The sequence below is a fragment of the Variovorax sp. GW821-FHT09D05 genome (genome assembly GCF_059416325.1).
In genome coordinates this window covers 310,099-329,787 of the sequence record NZ_JBWKOZ010000001.1, presented here as the reverse complement: position 1 = coordinate 329,787, position 19,689 = coordinate 310,099, and the positions used below count along the sequence as shown (strand labels likewise).

General features: G+C 65.5%; 23 protein-coding genes. 7 read left to right on the top strand and 16 right to left on the bottom strand.

Translation table 11 applies throughout. The features are described 5' to 3' along the window. Positions 1-2 precede the first annotated feature (2 nt). Positions 3-989: a TRAP transporter substrate-binding protein gene (locus tag AC07O3_RS01535; RefSeq protein ID WP_093176737.1), complete on the top strand. Its 987-nt coding sequence runs from the start codon at positions 3-5 to the stop codon at positions 987-989. Here the strand turns inward: AC07O3_RS01535 and AC07O3_RS01530 are convergent. Next, complete coding sequence (locus AC07O3_RS01530) at positions 971-1,891, bottom strand: LysR substrate-binding domain-containing protein (RefSeq protein WP_495338404.1); 921 nt, start codon at positions 1,889-1,891, stop codon at positions 971-973. The genes AC07O3_RS01535 and AC07O3_RS01530 overlap by 19 nt on opposite strands. 70 nt (positions 1,892-1,961) lie before the next feature. On the opposite strand from AC07O3_RS01530, the gene AC07O3_RS01525 reads away from it, so the two are divergent. Genes AC07O3_RS01525 through AC07O3_RS01505 form a run of 5 tightly spaced genes read left to right on the top strand, consistent with a single transcriptional unit; the run spans position 1,962 to position 5,667 of the window. Continuing rightward, positions 1,962-2,801 (top strand): amidohydrolase family protein, encoded by an 840-nt coding sequence (locus AC07O3_RS01525; RefSeq protein WP_495338403.1) that lies wholly within the window; start codon positions 1,962-1,964, stop codon positions 2,799-2,801. Then, positions 2,798-3,598, top strand: coding sequence for an SDR family NAD(P)-dependent oxidoreductase (locus AC07O3_RS01520; protein ID WP_495338402.1), 801 nt, complete (start codon positions 2,798-2,800; stop codon positions 3,596-3,598). Before AC07O3_RS01525 ends, AC07O3_RS01520 begins: the two co-directional genes overlap by 4 nt. 34 nt (positions 3,599-3,632) lie before the next feature. Beyond that, complete coding sequence (locus tag AC07O3_RS01515) at positions 3,633-4,592, top strand: Bug family tripartite tricarboxylate transporter substrate binding protein (RefSeq protein ID WP_426392708.1); 960 nt, start codon at positions 3,633-3,635, stop codon at positions 4,590-4,592. Then, positions 4,592-5,119 carry a carboxymuconolactone decarboxylase family protein gene (locus AC07O3_RS01510; protein WP_354337886.1) on the top strand — a complete coding sequence of 176 codons (528 nt, stop codon included), beginning with the start codon at positions 4,592-4,594 and terminating at the stop codon, positions 5,117-5,119. Before AC07O3_RS01515 ends, AC07O3_RS01510 begins: the two co-directional genes overlap by 1 nt. A gap of 50 nt (positions 5,120-5,169) precedes the next feature. Then, positions 5,170-5,667, top strand: coding sequence for a hypothetical protein (locus tag AC07O3_RS01505; RefSeq protein ID WP_495338401.1), 498 nt, complete (start codon positions 5,170-5,172; stop codon positions 5,665-5,667). Between the two features lie 22 nt (positions 5,668-5,689). Here the strand turns inward: AC07O3_RS01505 and AC07O3_RS01500 are convergent, their stop codons facing one another. Next, the gene (locus AC07O3_RS01500) at positions 5,690-6,343 is read right to left on the bottom strand and encodes a hypothetical protein (RefSeq protein ID WP_495338400.1); all 654 of its coding nucleotides are present in this window, start codon (positions 6,341-6,343) and stop codon (positions 5,690-5,692) included. A 942-nt stretch (positions 6,344-7,285) separates the two neighbouring features. Here AC07O3_RS01500 and AC07O3_RS01495 point away from each other — a divergent pair. Further along, entirely contained in the window at positions 7,286-7,627 is a 342-nt protein-coding gene (locus AC07O3_RS01495) for an RcnB family protein (protein WP_093052003.1), read from the top strand. 119 nt (positions 7,628-7,746) lie between these two features. Here AC07O3_RS01495 and AC07O3_RS01490 read toward each other — a convergent pair whose 3' ends face one another. The 14 genes from AC07O3_RS01490 to AC07O3_RS01425 all read right to left on the bottom strand — a co-directional run bounded on the left by AC07O3_RS01490 (position 7,747) and on the right by AC07O3_RS01425 (position 19,637). After that, on the bottom strand, positions 7,747-8,358 hold the full coding sequence (locus AC07O3_RS01490; RefSeq protein ID WP_093176725.1) for an alkylhydroperoxidase domain protein: 612 nt from the start codon (positions 8,356-8,358) through the stop codon (positions 7,747-7,749). 13 nt (positions 8,359-8,371) lie between these two features. Next, positions 8,372-9,016 (bottom strand): CMD domain protein, encoded by a 645-nt coding sequence (locus AC07O3_RS01485; RefSeq protein WP_495338399.1) that lies wholly within the window; start codon positions 9,014-9,016, stop codon positions 8,372-8,374. A 10-nt stretch (positions 9,017-9,026) separates the two neighbouring features. Beyond that, on the bottom strand, positions 9,027-10,100 hold the full coding sequence (locus AC07O3_RS01480; protein ID WP_495338398.1) for a putative FMN-dependent luciferase-like monooxygenase: 1,074 nt from the start codon (positions 10,098-10,100) through the stop codon (positions 9,027-9,029). Positions 10,101-10,241: 141 nt separating this feature from the next. Next, positions 10,242-11,777 carry a GGDEF domain-containing protein gene (locus AC07O3_RS01475; protein WP_495338397.1) on the bottom strand — a complete coding sequence of 512 codons (1,536 nt, stop codon included), beginning with the start codon at positions 11,775-11,777 and terminating at the stop codon, positions 10,242-10,244. Positions 11,778-11,883: 106 nt separating this feature from the next. After that, positions 11,884-12,312 carry a hypothetical protein gene (locus AC07O3_RS01470; RefSeq protein ID WP_495338396.1) on the bottom strand — a complete coding sequence of 143 codons (429 nt, stop codon included), beginning with the start codon at positions 12,310-12,312 and terminating at the stop codon, positions 11,884-11,886. Between the two features lie 145 nt (positions 12,313-12,457). Beyond that, positions 12,458-12,739 carry a hypothetical protein gene (locus tag AC07O3_RS01465; protein ID WP_093176717.1) on the bottom strand — a complete coding sequence of 94 codons (282 nt, stop codon included), beginning with the start codon at positions 12,737-12,739 and terminating at the stop codon, positions 12,458-12,460. A gap of 44 nt (positions 12,740-12,783) precedes the next feature. Next, a complete protein-coding gene (locus tag AC07O3_RS01460; protein ID WP_093052025.1) occupies positions 12,784-13,053 on the bottom strand; it encodes a hypothetical protein in 270 nt (89 codons plus the stop codon). 284 nt (positions 13,054-13,337) lie between these two features. Further along, complete coding sequence (locus tag AC07O3_RS01455; RefSeq protein WP_093052028.1) at positions 13,338-13,607, bottom strand: hypothetical protein; 270 nt, start codon at positions 13,605-13,607, stop codon at positions 13,338-13,340. Between the two features lie 94 nt (positions 13,608-13,701). After that, positions 13,702-14,649 (bottom strand): cupin domain-containing protein, encoded by a 948-nt coding sequence (locus AC07O3_RS01450; protein ID WP_495338395.1) that lies wholly within the window; start codon positions 14,647-14,649, stop codon positions 13,702-13,704. Continuing rightward, the gene (locus AC07O3_RS01445; protein WP_495338394.1) at positions 14,646-15,926 is read right to left on the bottom strand and encodes a hydantoinase/carbamoylase family amidase; all 1,281 of its coding nucleotides are present in this window, start codon (positions 15,924-15,926) and stop codon (positions 14,646-14,648) included. Before AC07O3_RS01445 ends, AC07O3_RS01450 begins: the two co-directional genes overlap by 4 nt. Continuing rightward, on the bottom strand, positions 15,926-16,807 hold the full coding sequence (locus tag AC07O3_RS01440; protein ID WP_495338393.1) for an alpha/beta fold hydrolase: 882 nt from the start codon (positions 16,805-16,807) through the stop codon (positions 15,926-15,928). Before AC07O3_RS01440 ends, AC07O3_RS01445 begins: the two co-directional genes overlap by 1 nt. A gap of 25 nt (positions 16,808-16,832) precedes the next feature. After that, positions 16,833-18,008 carry a pyridoxal phosphate-dependent aminotransferase gene (locus AC07O3_RS01435; RefSeq protein WP_495338392.1) on the bottom strand — a complete coding sequence of 392 codons (1,176 nt, stop codon included), beginning with the start codon at positions 18,006-18,008 and terminating at the stop codon, positions 16,833-16,835. Continuing rightward, positions 18,005-18,838 carry an SDR family oxidoreductase gene (locus AC07O3_RS01430; RefSeq protein WP_258349796.1) on the bottom strand — a complete coding sequence of 278 codons (834 nt, stop codon included), beginning with the start codon at positions 18,836-18,838 and terminating at the stop codon, positions 18,005-18,007. Before AC07O3_RS01430 ends, AC07O3_RS01435 begins: the two co-directional genes overlap by 4 nt. A gap of 61 nt (positions 18,839-18,899) precedes the next feature. Continuing rightward, positions 18,900-19,637: a GntR family transcriptional regulator gene (locus AC07O3_RS01425; RefSeq protein ID WP_093053149.1), complete on the bottom strand. Its 738-nt coding sequence runs from the start codon at positions 19,635-19,637 to the stop codon at positions 18,900-18,902. Between the last annotated feature and the right edge of the window lie 52 nt (positions 19,638-19,689).

Sequence of the window (19,689 nt, the reverse complement as noted above, 5' to 3'; positions counted from 1 at the left end):
AAATGAACCATCGAGTCACTCGTCGTACCTTTACCCTGTTGGCGTGCGGCGCGGGGGCTCTCTCCACCGCACGCGGTGCAACTGTTTGGCGGATTGCAACGGGATACCCGCTGGAGAACTTTCACACGGCCAATCTCATCGCAATGGCCAAGGATGTTGAGCTCGCGACGCAGGGGCAGCTTCATATCGACGTCTATCCCAAGAACTCCCTGTATGCGCTGAACGCCATTCAGTCCGCCGTGCAGGACGGAAAAGTCGAAGCTGGCGAAGTCATCATGAGCAGTCTTGTCGCCGACCTTCCGATCGCGGGCGCAGATTCGGTTCCATTCATCACCGACAGCTATGCCGATGCACTTCGGCTCTGGCGAATTCAGCGCCCCCTGATCGAGAAAGCCTTCGCAAGTCGGGGACTGGAGGTTCTGTATGCCGTGCCGTGGCCACCGCAAGGCTTGTACTCGACCCGACCGCTTGGCGGATTGGGGGACATGCGTGGCATGCGAATGCGCACATTCAACGCAAACACCGCAAAGATCGCAACGCTCATGGGCACCGAAGCCGTCGATGTTCCAGCTACCGAACTCAACAAGGCACTCGCTGATGGACGCATCGACTGCATGATGACGTCGGCCGTGACTGGAGTGGAAAGCCGTGCATGGCAGTCCATGCACTACTTCTACGAAATCAATGCGTTCTTTCCCAAGAACATTGTGTTTGCCAACAAGAAGGCATGGGACGCCATTGGCGCCCCATTGCGCGAGGCATTGAAGAACGCGAGCGCAGCGGCAGAACTTCGCGGATGGTCCAACAGCGCATCGGTTGCCGCTCAGTCCCTGGAGGAATTGAAGCGAAGCGGCATGAAGATCGAATCACCTTCCTATTTGTTCGGTCGAGACGTCAAGCGTCTCGGGGAACGTTTTTCGCTGGATTGGGTTAAGCAAGTAGGCGTATCCGCCAACGATGTCTTCATTCCCTATTTCGACAAGCGATAGATATCTCCCAGATCCGTCTCGCGACGCCGGAAATCCAGCTCCTGAAGAACTTCTGCCGTGCCGCGGACAAGACTGGTGGCCGGACGCGCGGTCGGTGTCGCAAGCACCAATGCATTCCAGATGCTGGGCGGCCCGATCGGCGCCCGCGGCAATGCCTCGCCGCCGGGTGCGCCGAGGGCGCTCTCCGGAAGAATCGTGCACCCGACCCCGGTTGCAACGAGCGCAAGCACGGTGTGGACGGCTCCCACCTCCGCAAGCACCTGGAGCTCGATGCGACGCGGGCCAAGGACGGAGTCGAGCAGGTGCCGGATTGCGTTTGGCGCGCTGGGCAACACCATCGGGTAGTTCGCGAGTGCCGCCAGTCCGACACGAGCCGGCAGCTTGCTCTTGGGCGGTGCGACCAGCAATAGTTTTTCGCGCATCAAGGGCTGAAAGCTCAGCTGGGGCGAAGCGGCGGGATCGAACAGCAGCGCCAGATCCAGCCGCCCCGCGATCAGGGATTCGCGCAGCGAGACGCTCAGGCCTTCGAGGATGGTGATGACTGCGCGCGGAAACCTCTCCCGGAACTGCTGGATCAGGGGCGTGCTCAAGCCCAGGGCCACCCGCGGCGGCATGCCTACCACGATACGGCCGCCGGGACTCTCATCCAGTTCCTGCAATTCGTCGCGGGCACGGCGGGAGATGTCCAGCATCGCGCGTGCGTGAACGAGCAGCGCAGCGCCTGCATCCGTCGTGGTCACGCCGCGTCCGGTTCTCACCAGCAAGCGTTGCCCGAGATCTGCCTCCAGCAAGGCGATCTGCCTGCTCAAGCTGGGCTGCGCCAGGTTGAGCGCCACCGCGCCGCGGCTGAAGCTCCCGGCATCGACCACGGTGACGAAATACAGAAGCTGGCGCAACTCCATAGGAATTCAGCATAGCTGATATAGGCATGTTGTCCTTACGCCGGTGGCTATCGGTGGGGAAACTGCCTGCATGACCTTCCCCCTTCCCCCAGGCGCCTGCAACGCCCACTGTCATGTGTTCGGGCCCGGCGCGCGCTTTCCTTACGCCCCGGACGCCGCCTTCGTTCCCGAAACAGATGCGCCCAAGGAAGCCCTGTATGCGCTGAACGACCGTCTCGGCCTGCAACGCTGCGTGGTCGTGCAGTCGACCTGCCACGGCTTCGACAACCGCGCCGCCGAGGACGCCGTTGCGTCGCGGCCCTCGAGCTACCGCGCGATCGCCCTGCTGCCGACCGACGTCGACGACTCAGAACTCGAGCGGCTCCACGCCGCAGGCTTTCGTGGCGTCCGCTTCAACTTCATGGGCCACCTCGGCCGGCACGCGGACATGGAGGAAGTGCTGTCGTTGGCGGGCCGCTTCGCGCCGCTTGGCTGGCATCTGCAGATTCACGGCGATCCCGCGCTGCTCACGAACCTGGCGCCCGCACTGCGTCGCTCGCCCACGCCGGTGGTGATCGACCACATCGGGCGCATCGATGCGGCGCTGGGTCTTGACCAGTCGGACTTCCAGGCACTGTTGCGGCTGATGGCGGATGAGCGCTTCTGGGTCAAGGTGAGCGGCATGGACCGCATCACGCGGCTGGGCCCACCCTACGTCGACGCCCAGCCCTTTGCCCGAACGCTGGTCGCCGAGTTCGGCGACCGGGTCGTATGGGGCAACGATTGGCCGCACCCGAACCACGCCGGCCCCATTCCCGACGAGCAGCAACTCGTCGACCTCATTGCCGAGATCGCCCCCACGGAATCTGCGCGCCATGCGCTGCTGGTCGGCAATCCGGAACGCCTTTATCAGTTTGGAGACAGGCCATGAGCCTCCGATTCGAGAACAAGATCGCCATCGTGACCGGCGCCGGTTGCGTCGGCGCCGGCTGGGGCAATGGCCGTGCCATCGCCGTGCGCCTCGCCCAGGAGGGCGCCAAGGTCTTGGCGGTCGATCGCGACCGTGCCCGGCTCGACGAGACGCTCGAGCTGGCCGGCGACGTCCGCGCGTCGATCACGCCATGGGTCTGCGACGTCACGAACAGCGAGAGCGTGGCAGCCATGGCGGCCGCGTGTCTGGACGCGTACGGGACCATCGACGTCCTCGTCAACAACGTGGGAGGGTCCGCAGCGGGCGGGCCGGTGGAGTTGCCTGAAGAGACATGGGATCTGCAGGTCGACACCAACCTCAAGAGCGTGTTCCTGACCTGCAAGCATGTGCTTCCCACGATGCTGGCGAAAGGCGCGGGTTCGATCGTCAACATCTCTTCGACTTCCGGTCTGCGCTGGACCGGCAGCGCGCAGGTGGCGTACGCCGCGACCAAGGCCGGCGTCATCCAGATGTCGCGCGTGATCGCGGTCCAGCACGCGGCCAAGGGTGTCCGGGTCAACAGCGTCGTGCCGGGGCAGCTGCACACGCCGATGGTCGAAACACGCCTGGCGAAGCAGCGCGCGGGCGGTGATGTCGACGCACTGCTGGCCCAGCGCCAGAAACGCATTCCACTCGGCTTCATGGGCGACGGCCGGGACACGGCGAGCGCGGTACTGTTCCTGGCCAGCGACGAGGCTCGATTCATCACCGGCACAGAACTGATCGTCGACGGCGGCATGACCGCGCGCTGCGACTGAGATTCGAGTTACCAGAAAAAAGACGGAGACATTCATGACCATCCAACGCATCCTGCTCGCGGCAGCATTTGCCATGGCGCTGGCGCCCGCTGTCCATGCACAGCCGAAGACGACGCGGATCGTCGTTTCCTTCACCTCCGGGGGACCTGTCGACTCGGTCGCCCGCATCCTCTCCGAACAGCTCGGCAAGGAGCTGGGCCGCACGGTCATCGTCGACAACAAACCCGGCGCCAACGGCGCGATCGGCGCCGTCGATGTCATGAAGTCGGCCCCGGACGGCGGCACGCTGTGGTTCACCAGCGTCGGCGCGGCTGCCATCAATTCTTCGCTGTACGAGAAGCTCCCCTATGACATGCAGCGCGACTTCGCGCCAGTCTCGCTGGTCGTCAACAACGTCGAACTGCTGGTGACCCAGCAGAGCAACCCGGCCAAGGACGCGGCCGATTTCGTGGCAGCAACGAAGAAGCGCGCCGAAGCAACACCGATGGGCTCCTCCGGCACGGGCAGCATTCCGCATCTGGCAATCGAGCAGTTGGCCGATTCGAGCGGCGCCAGGCTGCTTCATGTCCCCTACAAGGGTGCAGCGCCGGCCATCACGGACCTGATGGGAGGCCAGATCGGCGGATTCTTCGGCGACGTGCCCGGGCTGCTTGGACATCTGCAAGGCGGACGGCTCAAGGCGCTGGGTGTGGCTTCAAGCAAGCGGCACCCTTCGTTGCCGGACGTGAAGACTCTGGAAGAGCAAGGCATCAGGGGCGTCGACACCAACAACTGGTATGCGCTGTTTGCGCCTGCGAAGACGCCGCCCGAAATCGTCGAGGCGCTCAGCAAGGCGGTGCGCAACACACTGGCCAACCCGGGCGTGCGCGAGAAGCTGCTGAAGACGGGCACGGAGCCTGCCGGGTCCACGCCCCAGGAACTGGCGACCATCCAGAAGCGGGACACCGAGAAGTGGGCGAAGCTGATCCACACCAAGAACATCAAGGCCGAGTGATGACGACCACCCCTGTCCGCGTACCCCTCGTGCAGCCCGGCACACGCCCCGAGCTGGCCGAGATCGAGTCCCGCATCATGGCGCAGCGCGGTCGCGTGTCGCTGCTCTATCAGGTGCTCCTCAACAGCGAACCGATCGCCTCGGGCTGGGAGCGCATGCTCACGGCGGTTCGCAACCAGACTGGCGTACCCGCCGATCTTCGCGAGCTGATGATCCTTCGGGTCGCCGTTCTCAACGCCGCCAGCTTCGAGTACGACGCGCACGTGCCGCATGCACAGAAGGCAGGCGTCAGCGCGGAGAAGATCGACGCCGTCCGGCAGGAGGTGCTGCCCGGCGTGTTCGCGCCGCTGGAGCGCCTGGTGCTCGAACTCACGGATGCCATGACCCGCCAGGTCGTGGTTCCGGAAGAGCTCATGGGCCGGATCCAGCAGCACTTCGACCCCAAGGGCGTGGTGGAAGTCGTGGCGACAGTGGCGGCCTACAACATGGTGTCGCGCCTGCTGGTTGCCCTGAACGTCGCGCATTGAACGAGGAGCCCGGAATGCAGGATCTATGGCTTCTCAAGTCCGACACATCCATGGCCGAACAGCCACTCGCGCCGGTCCGAACGCTGCTGCCTGGAGTTCAGCCATGGCAGGCAATGAATGGCACTTTGGTCTATTTCTACGCGGCAGGGAACACGCCGCCGGTGCTCACGCCCCAGGGTGTTGCCGGCGAGTGGAAACGGCTTGCCTGCTTGCAGGAGGTGCAGGGCGCGTCGGCCGGTCAGGTTGCTTCGCACCACTATGTTGTGGAAACGGACGTGCTTCCCGAGTTCGAGGACGACCTCAACGCCTGGTACGCGCAGGAACACCTGCCCGGACTGGCCGCCGTGCCGGGGACCATCCGAGCGGCCCGGTACATCGACACCGCAGGCTCGCCGCGCTACTACGCCTGCTACGACCTCGCGGGCGCCGAGACCCTGGGCAGCCCCGAGTGGCTGGCCGTGCGTGCAACGCCTTGGAGCTCGCGGATTCGCCCCGCTTTCCGGAACACGGGGCGAACCATGTTTCGTCGGCTGTCGGCCGCACGCTGAGCACGGCTCGCATCGCCGAAGCCTATCGCGCGGATGGTCTGGCCAGCGTAGCGAGCTTCTTCCTGGCCGCCTGCAAAAGACTGCCCCGTTCGACAGGCAGTGCCGCCTTGGTATCTCCGAGCGCGACGACCTCATGCACGGTGGTCGCGGAGAGCTTCGAAGACAACGGGTCGCGCGGCGACATGCCATTGAGCCTGGTGATCGGGATGACATGCACCTTGAGGTGGCGGCCCATGGTCTTCGACAACTTCTGACAAGCTGTCGTCATGGTGGCTTCGTCAGGGACCAGCCGGCCATGCACGACCAGCAGTTCCACAGTGCCTTGCGCGTCCTCTCCCAGCACGAACGCGCGCACGACCGAGTCCTTGAACTTGGAACGCAGCATGGCGCGGATCGGCTCTGCCGCGGCGAACGATTTCAACGCGATGTTCCGCAGCTCGTTGTGAAGGACGAACGAGCGATCGACCTGAACGGTATCGCCCTGGTCTGCCTGCGCCGCCAGCCGCTTCACGATGCCGCTGCGGACGAGATGCTCCACGGTGAGGGCGGTCTCGGCCTCCTCCAGCTTCGCCCGCCGTGCAAGCTCACTCGTCGAGAACTGTTGATCGGGCGCCGCGTACAGGACCATGAGGAGCTTCTGTACTTCGGGAGAGAAAAGGAAATCCGCGGCACTCATTCTTGCTTTGCTGCTGACACAAAGACCGCATTATCCAAGCGGTATGGAAGAGGTCGGCCTCGGCGCTTCATCTATCGCTGGGGCAGCGCCTGAGTATGAGAAGAAAAGTGACAGCGGTCGGCATCGAGGCGGTTTCCCTGAGCGGCTTTTTTCTCCCTGGCCTCTACCAGCGCCGAACCACTGTCGAGAGGCAGTGTGCGCGCCCCCATCGAAACCAACGTGGAGTCTGTGCGGGAGTTCTGTAAAACGATACCTGCCGTCCTGTGAGGTGCGACCTCGAGGCCTTCGACAAGGTCTCAAGGAGGCCAAAGTAATCCTTTCGATGAGCAATCACAGAAACCCCAAAAGGACTTTTGATTGCCTCATTGAGCATGTCGTTACGCTTGTTCCGGTCATTGCGGCACGATCTGTGTGCCCGACAAAGTCGGCCAATGCATCTGCAGATGCCGGCCGTAGAACTGTTTGCGGACCGGTTGCCGAAGCGACTCGATGAGATGAATCTGAAACGGTCGACTGCGATTTTCTTGATGACTCTCGTCCTGTTGTCCGCGACGGCCGAATGGTATGGCTGGGAGCGAGGCAAGCAGCCGCGGCAAACGGCGGAAGAGGCGTGCAAAAAGCAGTGCTATTCGCTGCCCTGGCAAATCAAGGGCGAGAGACAAATACCGAATGCGTCTGAAGGGTGGCGCAACTACCCGACGCATCCACGATGTGTGTGCGGATAGCGAAAGCGTGGCTTCTGACCCGTGATTTGTAGATAGTGGCTTTGAGGTTCGCCGCGTCGGGGTTGGGAACAGACACCGGGGCTTTGTTGCGGCCTGCAACTCGACCTTCAATCCCCTCCGGGAGACCGGTCAACCGGCACCTCTCATCCCATCTCCAAATTTCGACCCAAGTGGTGGCATAGGCTGAGCCTTCGTTGTTCAAAGGAGCTCAAGCAACATGCGATACATCACCCAGAAACTCACTACGGTCTCCATGGCCGCCGTCGTTGCCGCATCCACTCTCGGCGGCTGCGTGGTCGCACCAACGCCCGTTGCCACCAATGTGGTCCTGGCGCCTGGCTCGCCTCTGCCGCCCGGGTATCAAGGCGAGGTGTATGTCGTGAGCGACTGGCAGTCCAGGGGTCTCTACGCGCCTCCGCAGGGCTACGCCTGGCGCTATGTCGACGGGCAATATGTGCTCGTGGCCGTAGCCACCGGAATCATCGCTGCGACTTTCCTGGCTGCATTTTTTGGACATGGCGGCCATGGCGGGCCCGGGCCAGGTTTTGGTCCTCGCTGAAACAGCACATCTGTTGAATTGCAGGGCGGTGAACTTGCTGGACGCACTCCGGGCTTTATGGGCGGCAATGGTCGCCATCGGTCAATTCTTCAACTGGCTCCTGAGCTTGTTGGCGTGACTCAATCTCCTCCACGCTCCTGCGGCTCGCCCAGCGACAGCATCAGCCGGTTGGCCCAGTTGAAGAACGCCGCGCCGTGGATGACGTCGGCAATCGCGAGGTCGTCCAGGCCTTGCGCACGCAGCTGCTCGATGTGCTCCGCCCCGAACGCAGATGGCGTAGCCGACAGCGCGACCGAGGCCGCCACGATCGCATTCCAGCGCTCGCCCAGGTCGGCCTTCACGCCTTCGTCCAGCAGGCGTTGCACATCGTCCGTGCGCTGCGAGAAATGCGAGGCGAAGCGCGCATGCACCGAGGCGCAGTAGATGCAGCCGTTGTAGCGCGAGGCCGCGGCGGCCGAGAGTTCACGTTCGGCGCGCGGCAGGCCGGCTTCGGGGTTGTAGAAGATGTCCTTGTCGGTGCGCGTGCGCGCGCCCAATATGTCCGGGTCGCGCGCCAGCAGGCGGAAGTACGGCGACTTGGCGCGCGATGCGTCCACCAGCCCGGCGAAATGCCGCTCGGTCAGCTCGGTCTCGGGCAGCGGTTCGAGCCAGGGCAGCCATTCGAGCTGCGCCTGCGTGAAGGCATTCGGGTGCGTGTTGTGGGGATGGCTCAGGGCCGATTCGGCAGTCATGGTGTTCCTCGGGTCAATCGACAAGGGTGACGGGGCGTTGCGCCAGCGCCCTGAGGCCGGTGACGACACGGATCTGGAATGCAAGGAAGGCGACGAGCTGCGACAGGGTCACGATCTCGGTGCTCGACCACCCCGCATCGAGCAGCGACTGCAGCGCGGTCGGGCTCGCATCGCGTGGGTGAAAGACCAGCAGGTGCGCATGCGCGAGGCCGGCCGAAAGCCGCTCGCCAAGCACCGGGCGCTGCGCGGCGCCCACCGCATACGAAGGGCCAGGGGCATCTTCGGCGCTGAGCGGGCCTGCGGGATAGCGCCCGTACGGCCCTTGCGTGGAACCTCGCTTCGTTTCGATGGCGATGGCCTCCGCCACCCCGGCGCGAGCGCCCTGCCCCGCCAGCGCATCGACATAGAAGCGCGCCACATCGGCCTGCCCGTGCAGTCCGGCGACGAAGGCCGCAACGGCGAACCGGTCTGCGATTTCGAAATGCCCGAACACAGGCGGCGTCGGCGCGAACAGCGAGAGATAACTCTGCTGCGCATGGGTACGCGCCTGCTCGCGCTGCACGCGGATCTGGTCGAGGTGGCTGCCCGGCTCGATGCCGACGAGCCGGTCGATGACATCAGGCACAGCAGACGCAGAAGAAGAAACGGTGGCGTTCATGAAATCCAGCCTAGAGAAGTGCAAGGGATTGGAGGTCCGACACGCTCGCATCGCGCGCCCAGCCGAGGGCCGGCGCGACCACGGTGGCGGTCAGTTCGATGGAGCGCAGGATCGCCTCGTGCGGAGGATCGACGGAGTGCACCTGGCAGACCAGGTCGGTCACGCGTGCGAGCGTTCTGTCGGCGCGCAGAGAGGCGATCACGTCGTCGGGCGATCCAACGTGCACGTCGTACGCGGCAATCAGCTGTTCGAGCGGTGCATCAGGGCCGGCGCGGTCAGCGAGGCCGAGCTGTCCCGAAGCAGCGAAGCGGGCCGCCGAGCGGCGCAGACCGATGTCGGCCAGGCGCAGCGCCTCCTTGCGGGTTTCCGCGACGAAGACACTGCGCGAACCCACGATGCGCGGCGTGCTGCCGGGCGGCAATGCAGCCAGGTAGGCATCGACGATCGGGTTCTGGATGTCGGCAAGCGACGCGCCGGGCGCGTGCTCGGGGCGCGGCTGCGTGCGCGAGAGCATCAGGCCGTCGCCGGCCTCCGCCGCACGCGTGCCGCCGCTCACCGAGAACGTGGCCTGCCAGATGCGGTCCAGCAGCGGCGAGCCCGCGGGGTACAGCGTGTCGCCGCCCTGCAGCGGCTTGCCGGCCCACGCTGCGCGCACCGCGGCAAGCTGTCTCGCGAAGATGGCCGAACGGTCGTTGCCATCCAGCCCGAAGGCCGCGAAAGATTCGGGCGTGCCGCCGGTTCCCACGCCCACTTCGAGCCGGCCTTGCGAGAGCAGATCCAGCACGACCGCATCCTCCGCCACGCGCACGGCGTTTTCCAGCGGCAGCGTGACGATGCCCGTGCCCAGGCGAATGCGTTTCGTGCGCGAGGCCACATAGGCCAGGAAGACGAACGGCGACGGCAGCCCTCCCTCGTGTTCGTGAAAGTGATGCTGCGCCACCCAGGCCGAATCGAAGCCGAAGGCCTCGGCGTGGGCGATCTGCGCAGCGGCGAGACGGTAGCGCTCGGCGGCTGTCGCGTCGTCGAGCAGGCGGCTGAAGAAGCCGAGGCGAAGCTGGCGCGGGGAGTGAGAAGTGCCGGGCATCCGAAGAGAAGAAGGCTGGGTTGTCGAAAGCCTTCGAGTCTTGCCCGTGATGCGGTCCGCAGGGAAATCCGGATTTCGCGCTTGTTTATGCGGTTTGCGTGTATCGCCGCCTGTCCTCGCAGCGGGAGCGCGGAAAGCCGTTCACGCCGTCGTCGGGCGTATCTCCGCTGTGCAAACGCGATTCCGGCCTCCCATCTTGGCCGCGTACAAGGCCTTGTCGGCCGACTGAATCAACTCCTTCGGCGGTCCGTGGGTGACCGAGGGGCTGAGCGCATCCACGCCGGCGCTCAGCGTCACGAAGCCGTCGGGAGCACCGGCGTGCACGATTGCCAGGTCGCGCACCGCGCTGCGGATTCTTTCCGCAAGCACGGCCGCGCCAGCCACATCGGTGTTCGGCAGCAGCACGGCCAGTTCCTCCCCGCCGTAGCGGGCCGCGAGGTCTCCCGGGCGGCGGGATGCGAGGCCCGAGATAGTGCGGCCGATCGTCTGCAGGCACTCGTCCCCGGCCGTATGGCCGTAGATGTCGTTGAACTGCTTGAAGCAATCGACGTCGATCAGGATGAGCGCCAGGGTGCTCGCGTCTCGCATGGCCCGGCTGAACTCGTTGTCGAGCGTCACGTCGAACTGCCGGCGATTTGCCAAACCCGTAAGGCCGTCCTCCATCGCGAGGGTGTTCAGGGTCTTGTTGAGCGTCTCCAGCGCGTCGCGTGCGCGCCGCAGCTCGGCCTCGGTCTTGCTGCGTAGCTCCATCTGCTTCACCAGCCGCCATCCCACGAAACCGACGATCAACGCCAGGAGAATGACGCCTCCCGTATGCCAAAGCGTTTCCCGCCACCAGGCGGCCAGGATCTCGTCCTTGGAGAGGGCCGCCGCAACGAACAGCGGGTAGTTGGTGAGGCGCCGGAAGCTGTTCAGCCGCGTGATGCCGTCCTGAGCCGACAGGATTTCGGCCGTCCCCACCGGGCCCTGGGTCACGTACGAACGGTAGAGGCCGGTGTCCAGCATGTTTCTTCCGACCATGTCGGTGCTGTACGGCCGGCGAGTCATCATCGTCCCGCTCTCGAGAACCAGCGCGACTGCGCCTGCCTGGCCTATGTCGAGGCTGTCGTAGAACTTCGTGAAGAAGCTGATGTCGATCGTCGCGAGCGCCACCCCGCCGAAGCTGCCGTCCGCGCGATTGATGCGCCGTGACACGGGAATGAGCAGTTTGCCGTTGACGCGGCTCTTCACCGGCACACCGATGTGCGGTCCGCGCTCCTCGTGTTCGCGGTGATAAAGAAAGTACTCCCGGCTCGCGTTGTTCAGGTTTTGCGGCGGTGTCTGCCGGGAGTTTGCGACCCAGTTTCCATCCTTGTCGTAGATGTGAAGCCCGTCGAGCTGCGGGAGCTCGGCCACCCGCATCGCGAGCACCTTGCGAAGCCGTTCGATGGCGGCCGGCCCCGTGCCGTCGTATTCCATGCGTTCGACCATGCCGACCAACGCGGTGTCGGCCTGCTTGATCGTGTCGTCCGCCTGCTGTGCCATTGCACGTGCGAGATTCGACGTCGCAACGCTCATCTGCTGAAGCTGGACCCTTCGCGAGTGCCAGCTGTTCAAGCCGTCGAGCGCCACGAGGGCGAGGCAAACCACGGCCACGAAGGCCGTCGTCCGGAAGGTGATGGATCGTCGACGAAACACGATGCGCTTTCGAAGCAGTGATGTCTGAAGCCTTGCCCGACTTTGACACAGCTGCGGCCGAATCGTCACCCTCCGCGCAATCTGCAGGCGCGGTCGTCAGCGCGGCTCAGATCGGCCGCACGTCGAAAAATGCCTCGTCGGTGTCTCCCAGGTCGCGAAAGCCCGCGGTGCGCGCCGCGTCGTAGGCCTTGGCCCAGCGCTTGGCCATCGTGATCTCCGCCTTCGACAGATCGCTTTCGCTCGATTCGCTCGCGTTCTGGAATGCGCGCAGCGCCTCGACCACATCGGCGCCCAGTTGCCGGTCGATCTCGCGCCGGAAGCGCTGCTCGGCGACCTTCACGGCATCGGCTGCCGGGTGCGGATAGTCGGCTAGCCGCACGGCGTACGTGACACGCGCCTCGACCTCGACGTCTTCGAACTGGAACGGCTCCTCGCGATCTTCTTGCGGCAATGGCGGCGGCGGCGCTTGTTGCGACAGTGCGATGGGCAATGCCGTTGCTGCGACCCGCGGGAAGAAAAGCTCAAACTGGTTCATGGTTCATCGCCCCCAAGCGCGTACCGCGCTGAACAAGGCTTGTGGCCAAAATACTGTACGAATATACAGTTTTTTGCCATTGTTAACCAGTCTGCGGCTGCTTGGGCAGTCGATTCAGCGACCGTCGGCGACCAAATGGGGGCGATCAGTCGGGCTTCGCAGGCAGGTCGCCCTCACGCAGCTTGCGGCCCACCCACATCATTCCCGTCGCGTAGTCGGCAGCCCCGACCTGAATGCCGCCCACAGTTCGCAGCGCACCCGTGCCGTCGTCAGTGGCCGGGCCTTCACCGGTGTATTCGCCGGGCACCAGCACCCGTCCGTCCTTCAGGAAATCGGCGATGCGCAGTTCGCGCATGGCGCGGCCCCAGTGCCATTGCTTCTTGATGTCGTAGCTGCTGGTTTTCTTCGGTGGGTTGGTTTTCTTCATTTCATTCGGCTGCATCAAACACTGCCGCCGAGCATAGCCGCGCCCTACTCGGCGCAAGGCCTGGCCGCGCCCCCCGGCACCGACGGCTGAAGCTTCACCGGCTCTGTTGCCTCCCCTGCCTCCACATAGTTGAGGTCAACAGGATGAACAATTGCCGCGGCGAACTCGCCGTCGAACTTGACGAGGACGTGTTCCCCGCTGGCACCGGTGATGACACCGAATCTGCCGTTGAGCTCGACACGGCTTCCGCGTCGCGCGGGCACTTTGAAACGCACACGGATGTAGGGCAGTCCTACCCGGAAATACTCGACCATTTGATTCCCCGACTTTCTTGTGGCTCGCATCGGCGGCTGTCTTGACAGGACACGCCCACCGGCCGCGACACCTGCGACATGCAGTGATGCACTGTCTGCGCATGGCCACGGGGATACGTGTCGGTCAGAGCCTACGCTTGCTGACAGCCATTGGACATCCGCCAATTGGCTAACACCACCCATGTTTGTGGGTTCCGTCAATCGGTATAGGCGCGCAGGCGGGCACAAATTTCGGCGCGACCAACTTCTGCGCGCCGACAGCGAAAGATTGGGGGGATGCGCCGCTAGTCGAGCTCGCCGACAGCGTCGTCTTCTTCAGCGAACACCGATTCGTCGACCTCTTCGCGCGGGCCGACGTTCAGGTCTTCCGACAGGCCGCGCAGCACGGTGTAGCCCGCTTGCAATGCCTCGGCGTAGGTATGAAAGCCCTTGGCCGCCTCCATCAGCGGTTCGAACTCCATCGAGTTGTCGAAGGATTCCAGCAGCACCCAGAAATAGTCGCCCTCGTCGTGTTGATCCACTGTCAGGGCGATGGAGATAAGTTGACCAGCCATCCGCGCATGGTGGCGCGCCCAAATGACAATCCGAAGAAGCGGGTGTGAACGTTCGGCTTCTACGTTGCCTTCTCCGCCGGCCACCGCTCACCGGTCAGCCGGCGGCCTCCAGAAACTCGAAGCCCATCGTCCGCGCGTGGTAGTGCAGCCCGCCGTCCTGCACGATGAGGAAGAGCGCGCCGCGCGGGCCCGCGTTGTGATGCGAGTGCGGCGCACCGGGTGGCGTGACCAGCGTGGACCACGGCGCCCACGGGCACACCGCACCACCCACCACCGAATGGCAGCCCTCGCCCTGCACCACCAGCGTGATGGCGGCGGAGTTGTGGCGGTGCGTGCGCTGGTGCGTGTTCGGCTCGAGCGTGTTGAAGCTCAATGTCAGCGTGGGCGTGAGGTTGCGTGCGGCGGCCTGCCGGTCGGACGAGAAGATCAGCGCGCGGCCCGAGGTCTCCTCGCTCGTGCCGCTCGAAAAAATCAGCGCGAACTGGCGCTCGATCTCCGCGGCCGAATAGTGCACGGCGTCGATGGTCGCCTTGGCCACGGGCGCCGGCTGCGCGCGTTCAAAAGCCAGCTGCGGCTCGTTGCCGACAGTCCACAGCAGCACGCCCTCGGCGCCCGCTTCGAGCCGGTAACCCGGCGCGCCAGGCAGCAGGAACACGTCGCCCTTGCCAAAGGTCAACCTGTCGACCGCGCCCGTCAGGCTGCCGCTGCCGAAAATCACGTACCAGACCGACCCGGTGGCGCACACGTCCAGCGGCAGCAGCGCATCGCGGGCGGCAATGCGAACGTAGCGCGCGAGCATCAGCGGCGTGGTGGCCGGGAAGCCACAGCCCAGGGCCCGCGACTGGTCGCAGTCGAACATGCCATAGCGTCCTTCCGGCGGCGGCGCGAAGAGCCGCGCTGGCACCTCGGGCAGCTTCACGTTGAAGGCATTGCCGGAATTGAAGAAGCGCGCCCTGGCCTGCGCGACGCTGGCCGGCGCGCGCGGATGCTGCATCGGCAGATCGGCCATGTCGACGACGGTGGCGATGTCTGCGGCAGTCATGCCCCGGCCCCTACATAGGGCAACAGCACGCACAGCAACACGTTCGCGCCGGCCGCCACGTGCACCGGCTCCGCCCACTCGTGTTCCGCATGGCTCACGCCGTCGCGGCAGGGAATGAAGATCATCGCGCTCGGGCACAGCGGCGCCATATGGCGCGCGTCGTGGCCGGCAGCCGAAAGAATCGGCATATGCGGCTGTCCGATGCGCTCGGCGGCTTGCGCAATCGCCTGCTGCAAGGCGGGATCGAAGCCGTTGGACGGCGCATCGACCAAGGGGGTCACGCTCGCCTGGCACGGCGCGGCAAGTGAATCGCACAGCGCGGCCAGCCGCTGACCCAGATGTTCGAGCGCCGTGTTGTCGGGATGCCGCAGGTCGATGCGCAGCGTCACCCGCTCGGGCACCACCGAGGGTGCGTTCGGCTCGACCTGCAGCCGGCCGATGGTGAATTTCACCGCGTCGTCGTGGCCGCCGATCTCGGCATAGAGCGCCGTCGCGATGCGCGTGAAGGCTGCGAGCGCATCGCGCCGCTCGACCATCGCGAGCGTGCCGGCGTGACCACGCTCACCCTCGATCACGACATCGAATGTCTTCTTGCCCTGGATGCCGGTGACGACACCGATCACGCACTCCTGCGCTTCCAGTATCGGCCCCTGCTCGATGTGCGCCTCTACATACGCCGTCACCGGAAAGCCCAGCGACCGCCGCCGCAGCGACGGGAACGCAGCGTGCAAGGCATCGAGCGCATCGGCGACAGAGATGCCGCTGGCATCGCGCACCGCACGCACGGCCTCGAGGCTGCGCACGCCGGCAAAGGCCTCCGAGCCCATCATGCCGGGCGCGAAGCGCGAACCCTCTTCGTTCATCCACGCCACGCAGACGACGTCCACCGGCGGGCGCACGCCACGCCCGGCCAGCGTGGTCAGCACCTCCAGCGCAGCCACCACGCCGTACACGCCGTCGAAGCGGCCGCCGCCGGGCTGGCTGTCGAGATGGCTGCCGGCAAGCACGGGCGGTGCATCACGGTCGGCGCCCGGCAGCGCGATGAAGAGATTGCCGGCCGCGTCGGTCGAAGGCTCCAGCCCCGCCGACAGGGCCCAGTCGATCATCGTGCGCCACGACGCGATCTCTTCCGCGCTCAGCGCCTGCCGGTCTACGCCGCCGCCCGGCGTGGCGCCGATGCAGGCGAGCGTCATGAGCCGGTCCCACAGGCGATCGGCATCGATGCGCCAGATGCCTTGCTCTCCGGCGACTTCTTCGGTGGCGGTTTCGGCGGTCATCAGTCGGTCTTCATGATCTGGCTGGGCAGCGCACGCGGATCACGCGGCTTCCACTGGCCGGCCTCGACCTGCGCGAAGAACTCGGCCAGCAAGGCGTTGAACGCGGCTGGCTCTTCCAGGTTGAGCGTGTGGCCGGTCTTGGGCATCACGGCCAAACCGCAGGCCGGCACGGTCTTCTTCAGGAAGATGCCGGGCTGCAGGCAGTGGTCGTCCTCGTCGCCGACCACAACGAGCGAGGGCACGTTCATCACGCGCAGATCGCTCTCCAGGTCGTAGATCGACGGGCGCCGTGCCTGCACGCCGCGCATGGTGTTGGCCGCGCCGACGGCGTCGTGCTCGCCGAGCCAGGTCGCAAACTCCTGCCAGCCGCGCGGGTCCTTGTTCTGGAATTGCACGCGGCTCGCGCCCAGCGAATAGGTGCGGGCGAATTTCTCGGAGCCCTGCGCTTCGAACTGCTTGGCCACTTCGAGCGAGACGCCGCGGAAATATTCCTCGTGCTCTTTCTCCGCGCCGTAGCCCGCGCCGGCAATCACCAGCGACGAGGCCCGCTTCGCATGGCGAAGGCCAAAGTGCAGCGTAGCGAAGCCGCCCATCGACAGGCCCACGATGTGCGCGCGCTCCAGTTCCAGCGCGTCCATCACGGCGGCGATGTCGTCGGCCGCTGTGGTTTGCGAATAACGCTCCATATCGGCCGGCACGTCCGACGGCGGATAGCCGCGCGCACCGAAGGTCACGCACTGGTGGCGCCGCGCGAAGTAGCGCATCTGCGGCTCCCAGCTGCGGTGGTCGCCGCCGAACTCGTGCACGAACACGATGGGCGTGCCGCTGCCGGCAGTCTCGTAGTAGAGGCGAACGCCGTCGGGGGTGGTGGCAAAACTCATCGTCGGCCTTTCTTCTTCAGAACGCTCAGAACAGCGCTGCCGTGGCCGGCAGGCTGCGCGCACGCTCGACCGCCTGCGGCAGCACGTCGCACAGCGCCTGCGCCCAGGCCTTCGGTACGGTGGTGGAGATCTTCACGAAGCGATGTCCGAAGCGCGGCGTGTGATACGTGCCCTGCCGCACCATGATGTCGTGCTCGCCCAGCGCGCTGACCAGCGCCTCGGGCGTCACGCCAGCCTTGCTGCACTCGACCACGATGAAGTTGGCCTGCGACGGGAACACCGGCACCTCGAAGCCCGGCAGCTTGGCGAAGGCGTCGACGATCATTTGCTGGTTCTCGCGCTGCTGCGCGATCACTTCGGCCATCCATTCGTCCTTCACGCCCAGGCCCGCGATGGCCGCGCGCTGCGCCAGCACGCTCGCGCCCAGCGGCGCCTGCGAATGCGGCAGGATGCGCGCGAGCAGTTCGGGCGAAGCCACCAGTGCTCCGAGGCGCAGGCCCGCGAGGCCGAGCCATTTGGAGAAGCTCACGATGGTCACCGTGCCTTCCGGGTAGAAGCGCGAAGCCAGCGTGTGGCTGTCGGCAAAGTCGCGGTAGGTGCAGTCGTGAATGAGGATGGCGCCGATCTCGCGCGCGCGGTCCGCGAAGGCACGGATCTCGTCTTCGGTGTAGGTGGTGCCCAGCGGGTTGTTCGGGTCCACGAGGTAGATAACCGCGGTGTTCCCGTCGGTCGACGCGGCCAGCGCCTCGGCCGACAGCTTGAAGCCGTACTCCGGCCCGTAGATCGGAATCTCGGTGATCGCCGAGCCGGCCTTGGCGGCGAACTGCAGCGGCCATTTCCAGCCCGGGTCAGTGGTCACGAAGCCCTTGCCCGCCCCGCAGAAAGCACGGCAGGCCAGCGCCAGCGCCGACACCGCGCCGTCGGTCACCACGGCCGACTGGTCCGGCACGCCCAGGTCTTCCACGATGGCCGAGCGCAGCGCTTCCATGCCCAGCGGCGGCGCATAGGCGTGAAAGCTCTCGTCGTCGATGGCGTCGTGCAGCGCCTTTCGCACGGCGGGGTGCAGCGGAAAGTGATTGGTGTTCTGGCCCAGCCACATCAGGTCGGGATTGGTGAACAGCCGGTCGAAATACTGGTTGCGGGTTTCGGCGTCGCTCGTCACGGCCGGCACTGCAGCGGCGGGGTTCAGCGCTGCATTCATGCCGCGAGCCTCCGGGCCTGTTCGGCCTCGACCACCTTCTTGCTGGTCTTGATGATCGAGCCACGCGCCGCGATGCCGCCGTCGATGGTCACCACCGTGCCGGTGATGTAGCCGGCGCGCGGTGAAGCCAGGAACACCATCAGCTCGGCCACCTCTTCCGGCGTGGCCGGGCGGCCGCCGGGGTAGTTGTCGAACAGCTCTTCCCAGCGGCCTTCGTCGCCATGGGTGTCGAAGGCGCGACGCTTCATGAGCTTGACCATGCGGTCGGTCGCCACGGGGCCGGGGTTCACGCCCACCACGCGGATGCCGTCGTCCAGGCTCACGCCGCCCAGGGCACGCGTGAAGGCCATCACTGCGGCGTTGCCGGTGGAGCCGGCGATGTAGTTGGCGTCCCAGTTCTCGCCGGAGTTGCCGATGTCGTTCACGATCACGCCGCCGCCCGCGGCCTTCATGCGCGCGTAGTAGATCTGGCTGAGCTCCATGTAGCCCAGCACCTTGAGCTGGAAGCCCCGGCGCACCACGGCGAAGTCGAGCGATTCGATGGGGCCGGCCGGAATGTCGCCCGCGTTGTTCACGAGGATGTCGACGTGCCCGGCCGCTTCGGCCAGCTGCGCCATCGCGCCGGGCGCGGCCAGGTCCATCGGATGGATGCGCACGTTGATCGGGTAGATCTTCTCGATCTCTTCCTTGGCGGCCGCCAGGGCGGCGCCGTCGCGTGCGGCCAGTTGCAGGTGGCAGCCTTCGGCCGCGAACGAATGGGCGGCCGCAAGGCCGATGCCCTTGGAGGCGCCGGTGATGAGTACGGTCTTGCCTTCGAGTTCGAGTTTCATGGAGTGATGTCCTGGGATGCGATCGAAAAAGGGTGGCGTTGAGTGCGTTGAAAGAAGAGGCTCAGGCAGCCCCGTTGTCCTGCTCGGACAGCGCGGCGATCAGGTCGACGATGTCGTCCTCGAGCAGGCTCACGTGGTCGATGGCGGCGTTGAACGCTGCCCCCGGGTCGTTGCGCCGGATGGCGTCGAGGATGGCGCCGTGCTCGCCGATGGTGGCGGTCATGCGGCCGGGCTGGAAGGTCACGTAGCGGCGGTACACGCGCACGCGCTTGCGCAGCGCGCGCGTCTGCTCGGCGAGGTAATGCGTGTTGGAGGCTTCGTAGAGCGCGTCGTGGAAGTCCTGGTTCACGTCGTAGAAGCGCGAGTGGTCGCCCGAGGCAAGGATGCTCGTCAGCTCGTCGTGCAGCTGGCTCATGCGCTGCTTCTGCGCCTCGGTGGCGCGGCGCGCGGCGAACTTGGCGCACAGGCCTTCCATCACCGCCATCATCTGGAACATCTCGATGAGCATGGGCAGCGAGATGCGCGCCACGCACACGCCCCCCTGGCGGCTGCGCAGGTCGACGAGGCCGGTGGCGGCCAGCGCCTTGAGCGCCTCGCGCACCGGCGTGCGCGACACCTTGAAGCGTTCGGCCAGCTCGGCTTCGTCGAGCCGCGCGCCGGGCTTCATGACGCCGCTGACGATCAGGTCCTCGAGCGTGTCCTTCAGTTCGTCAGACAGCGTGGCACCCTTGCCGCGCTGACGCTCGCGTCCGCGCAGCGCCGGAGGTTCCGCTGCCATCTCTGGTTCGTTCGGTTCCATGTTCTTGCCTTCCTTGTTGTGCTTGTCTTTGTCGGTTTTCTTCAAACGCGGG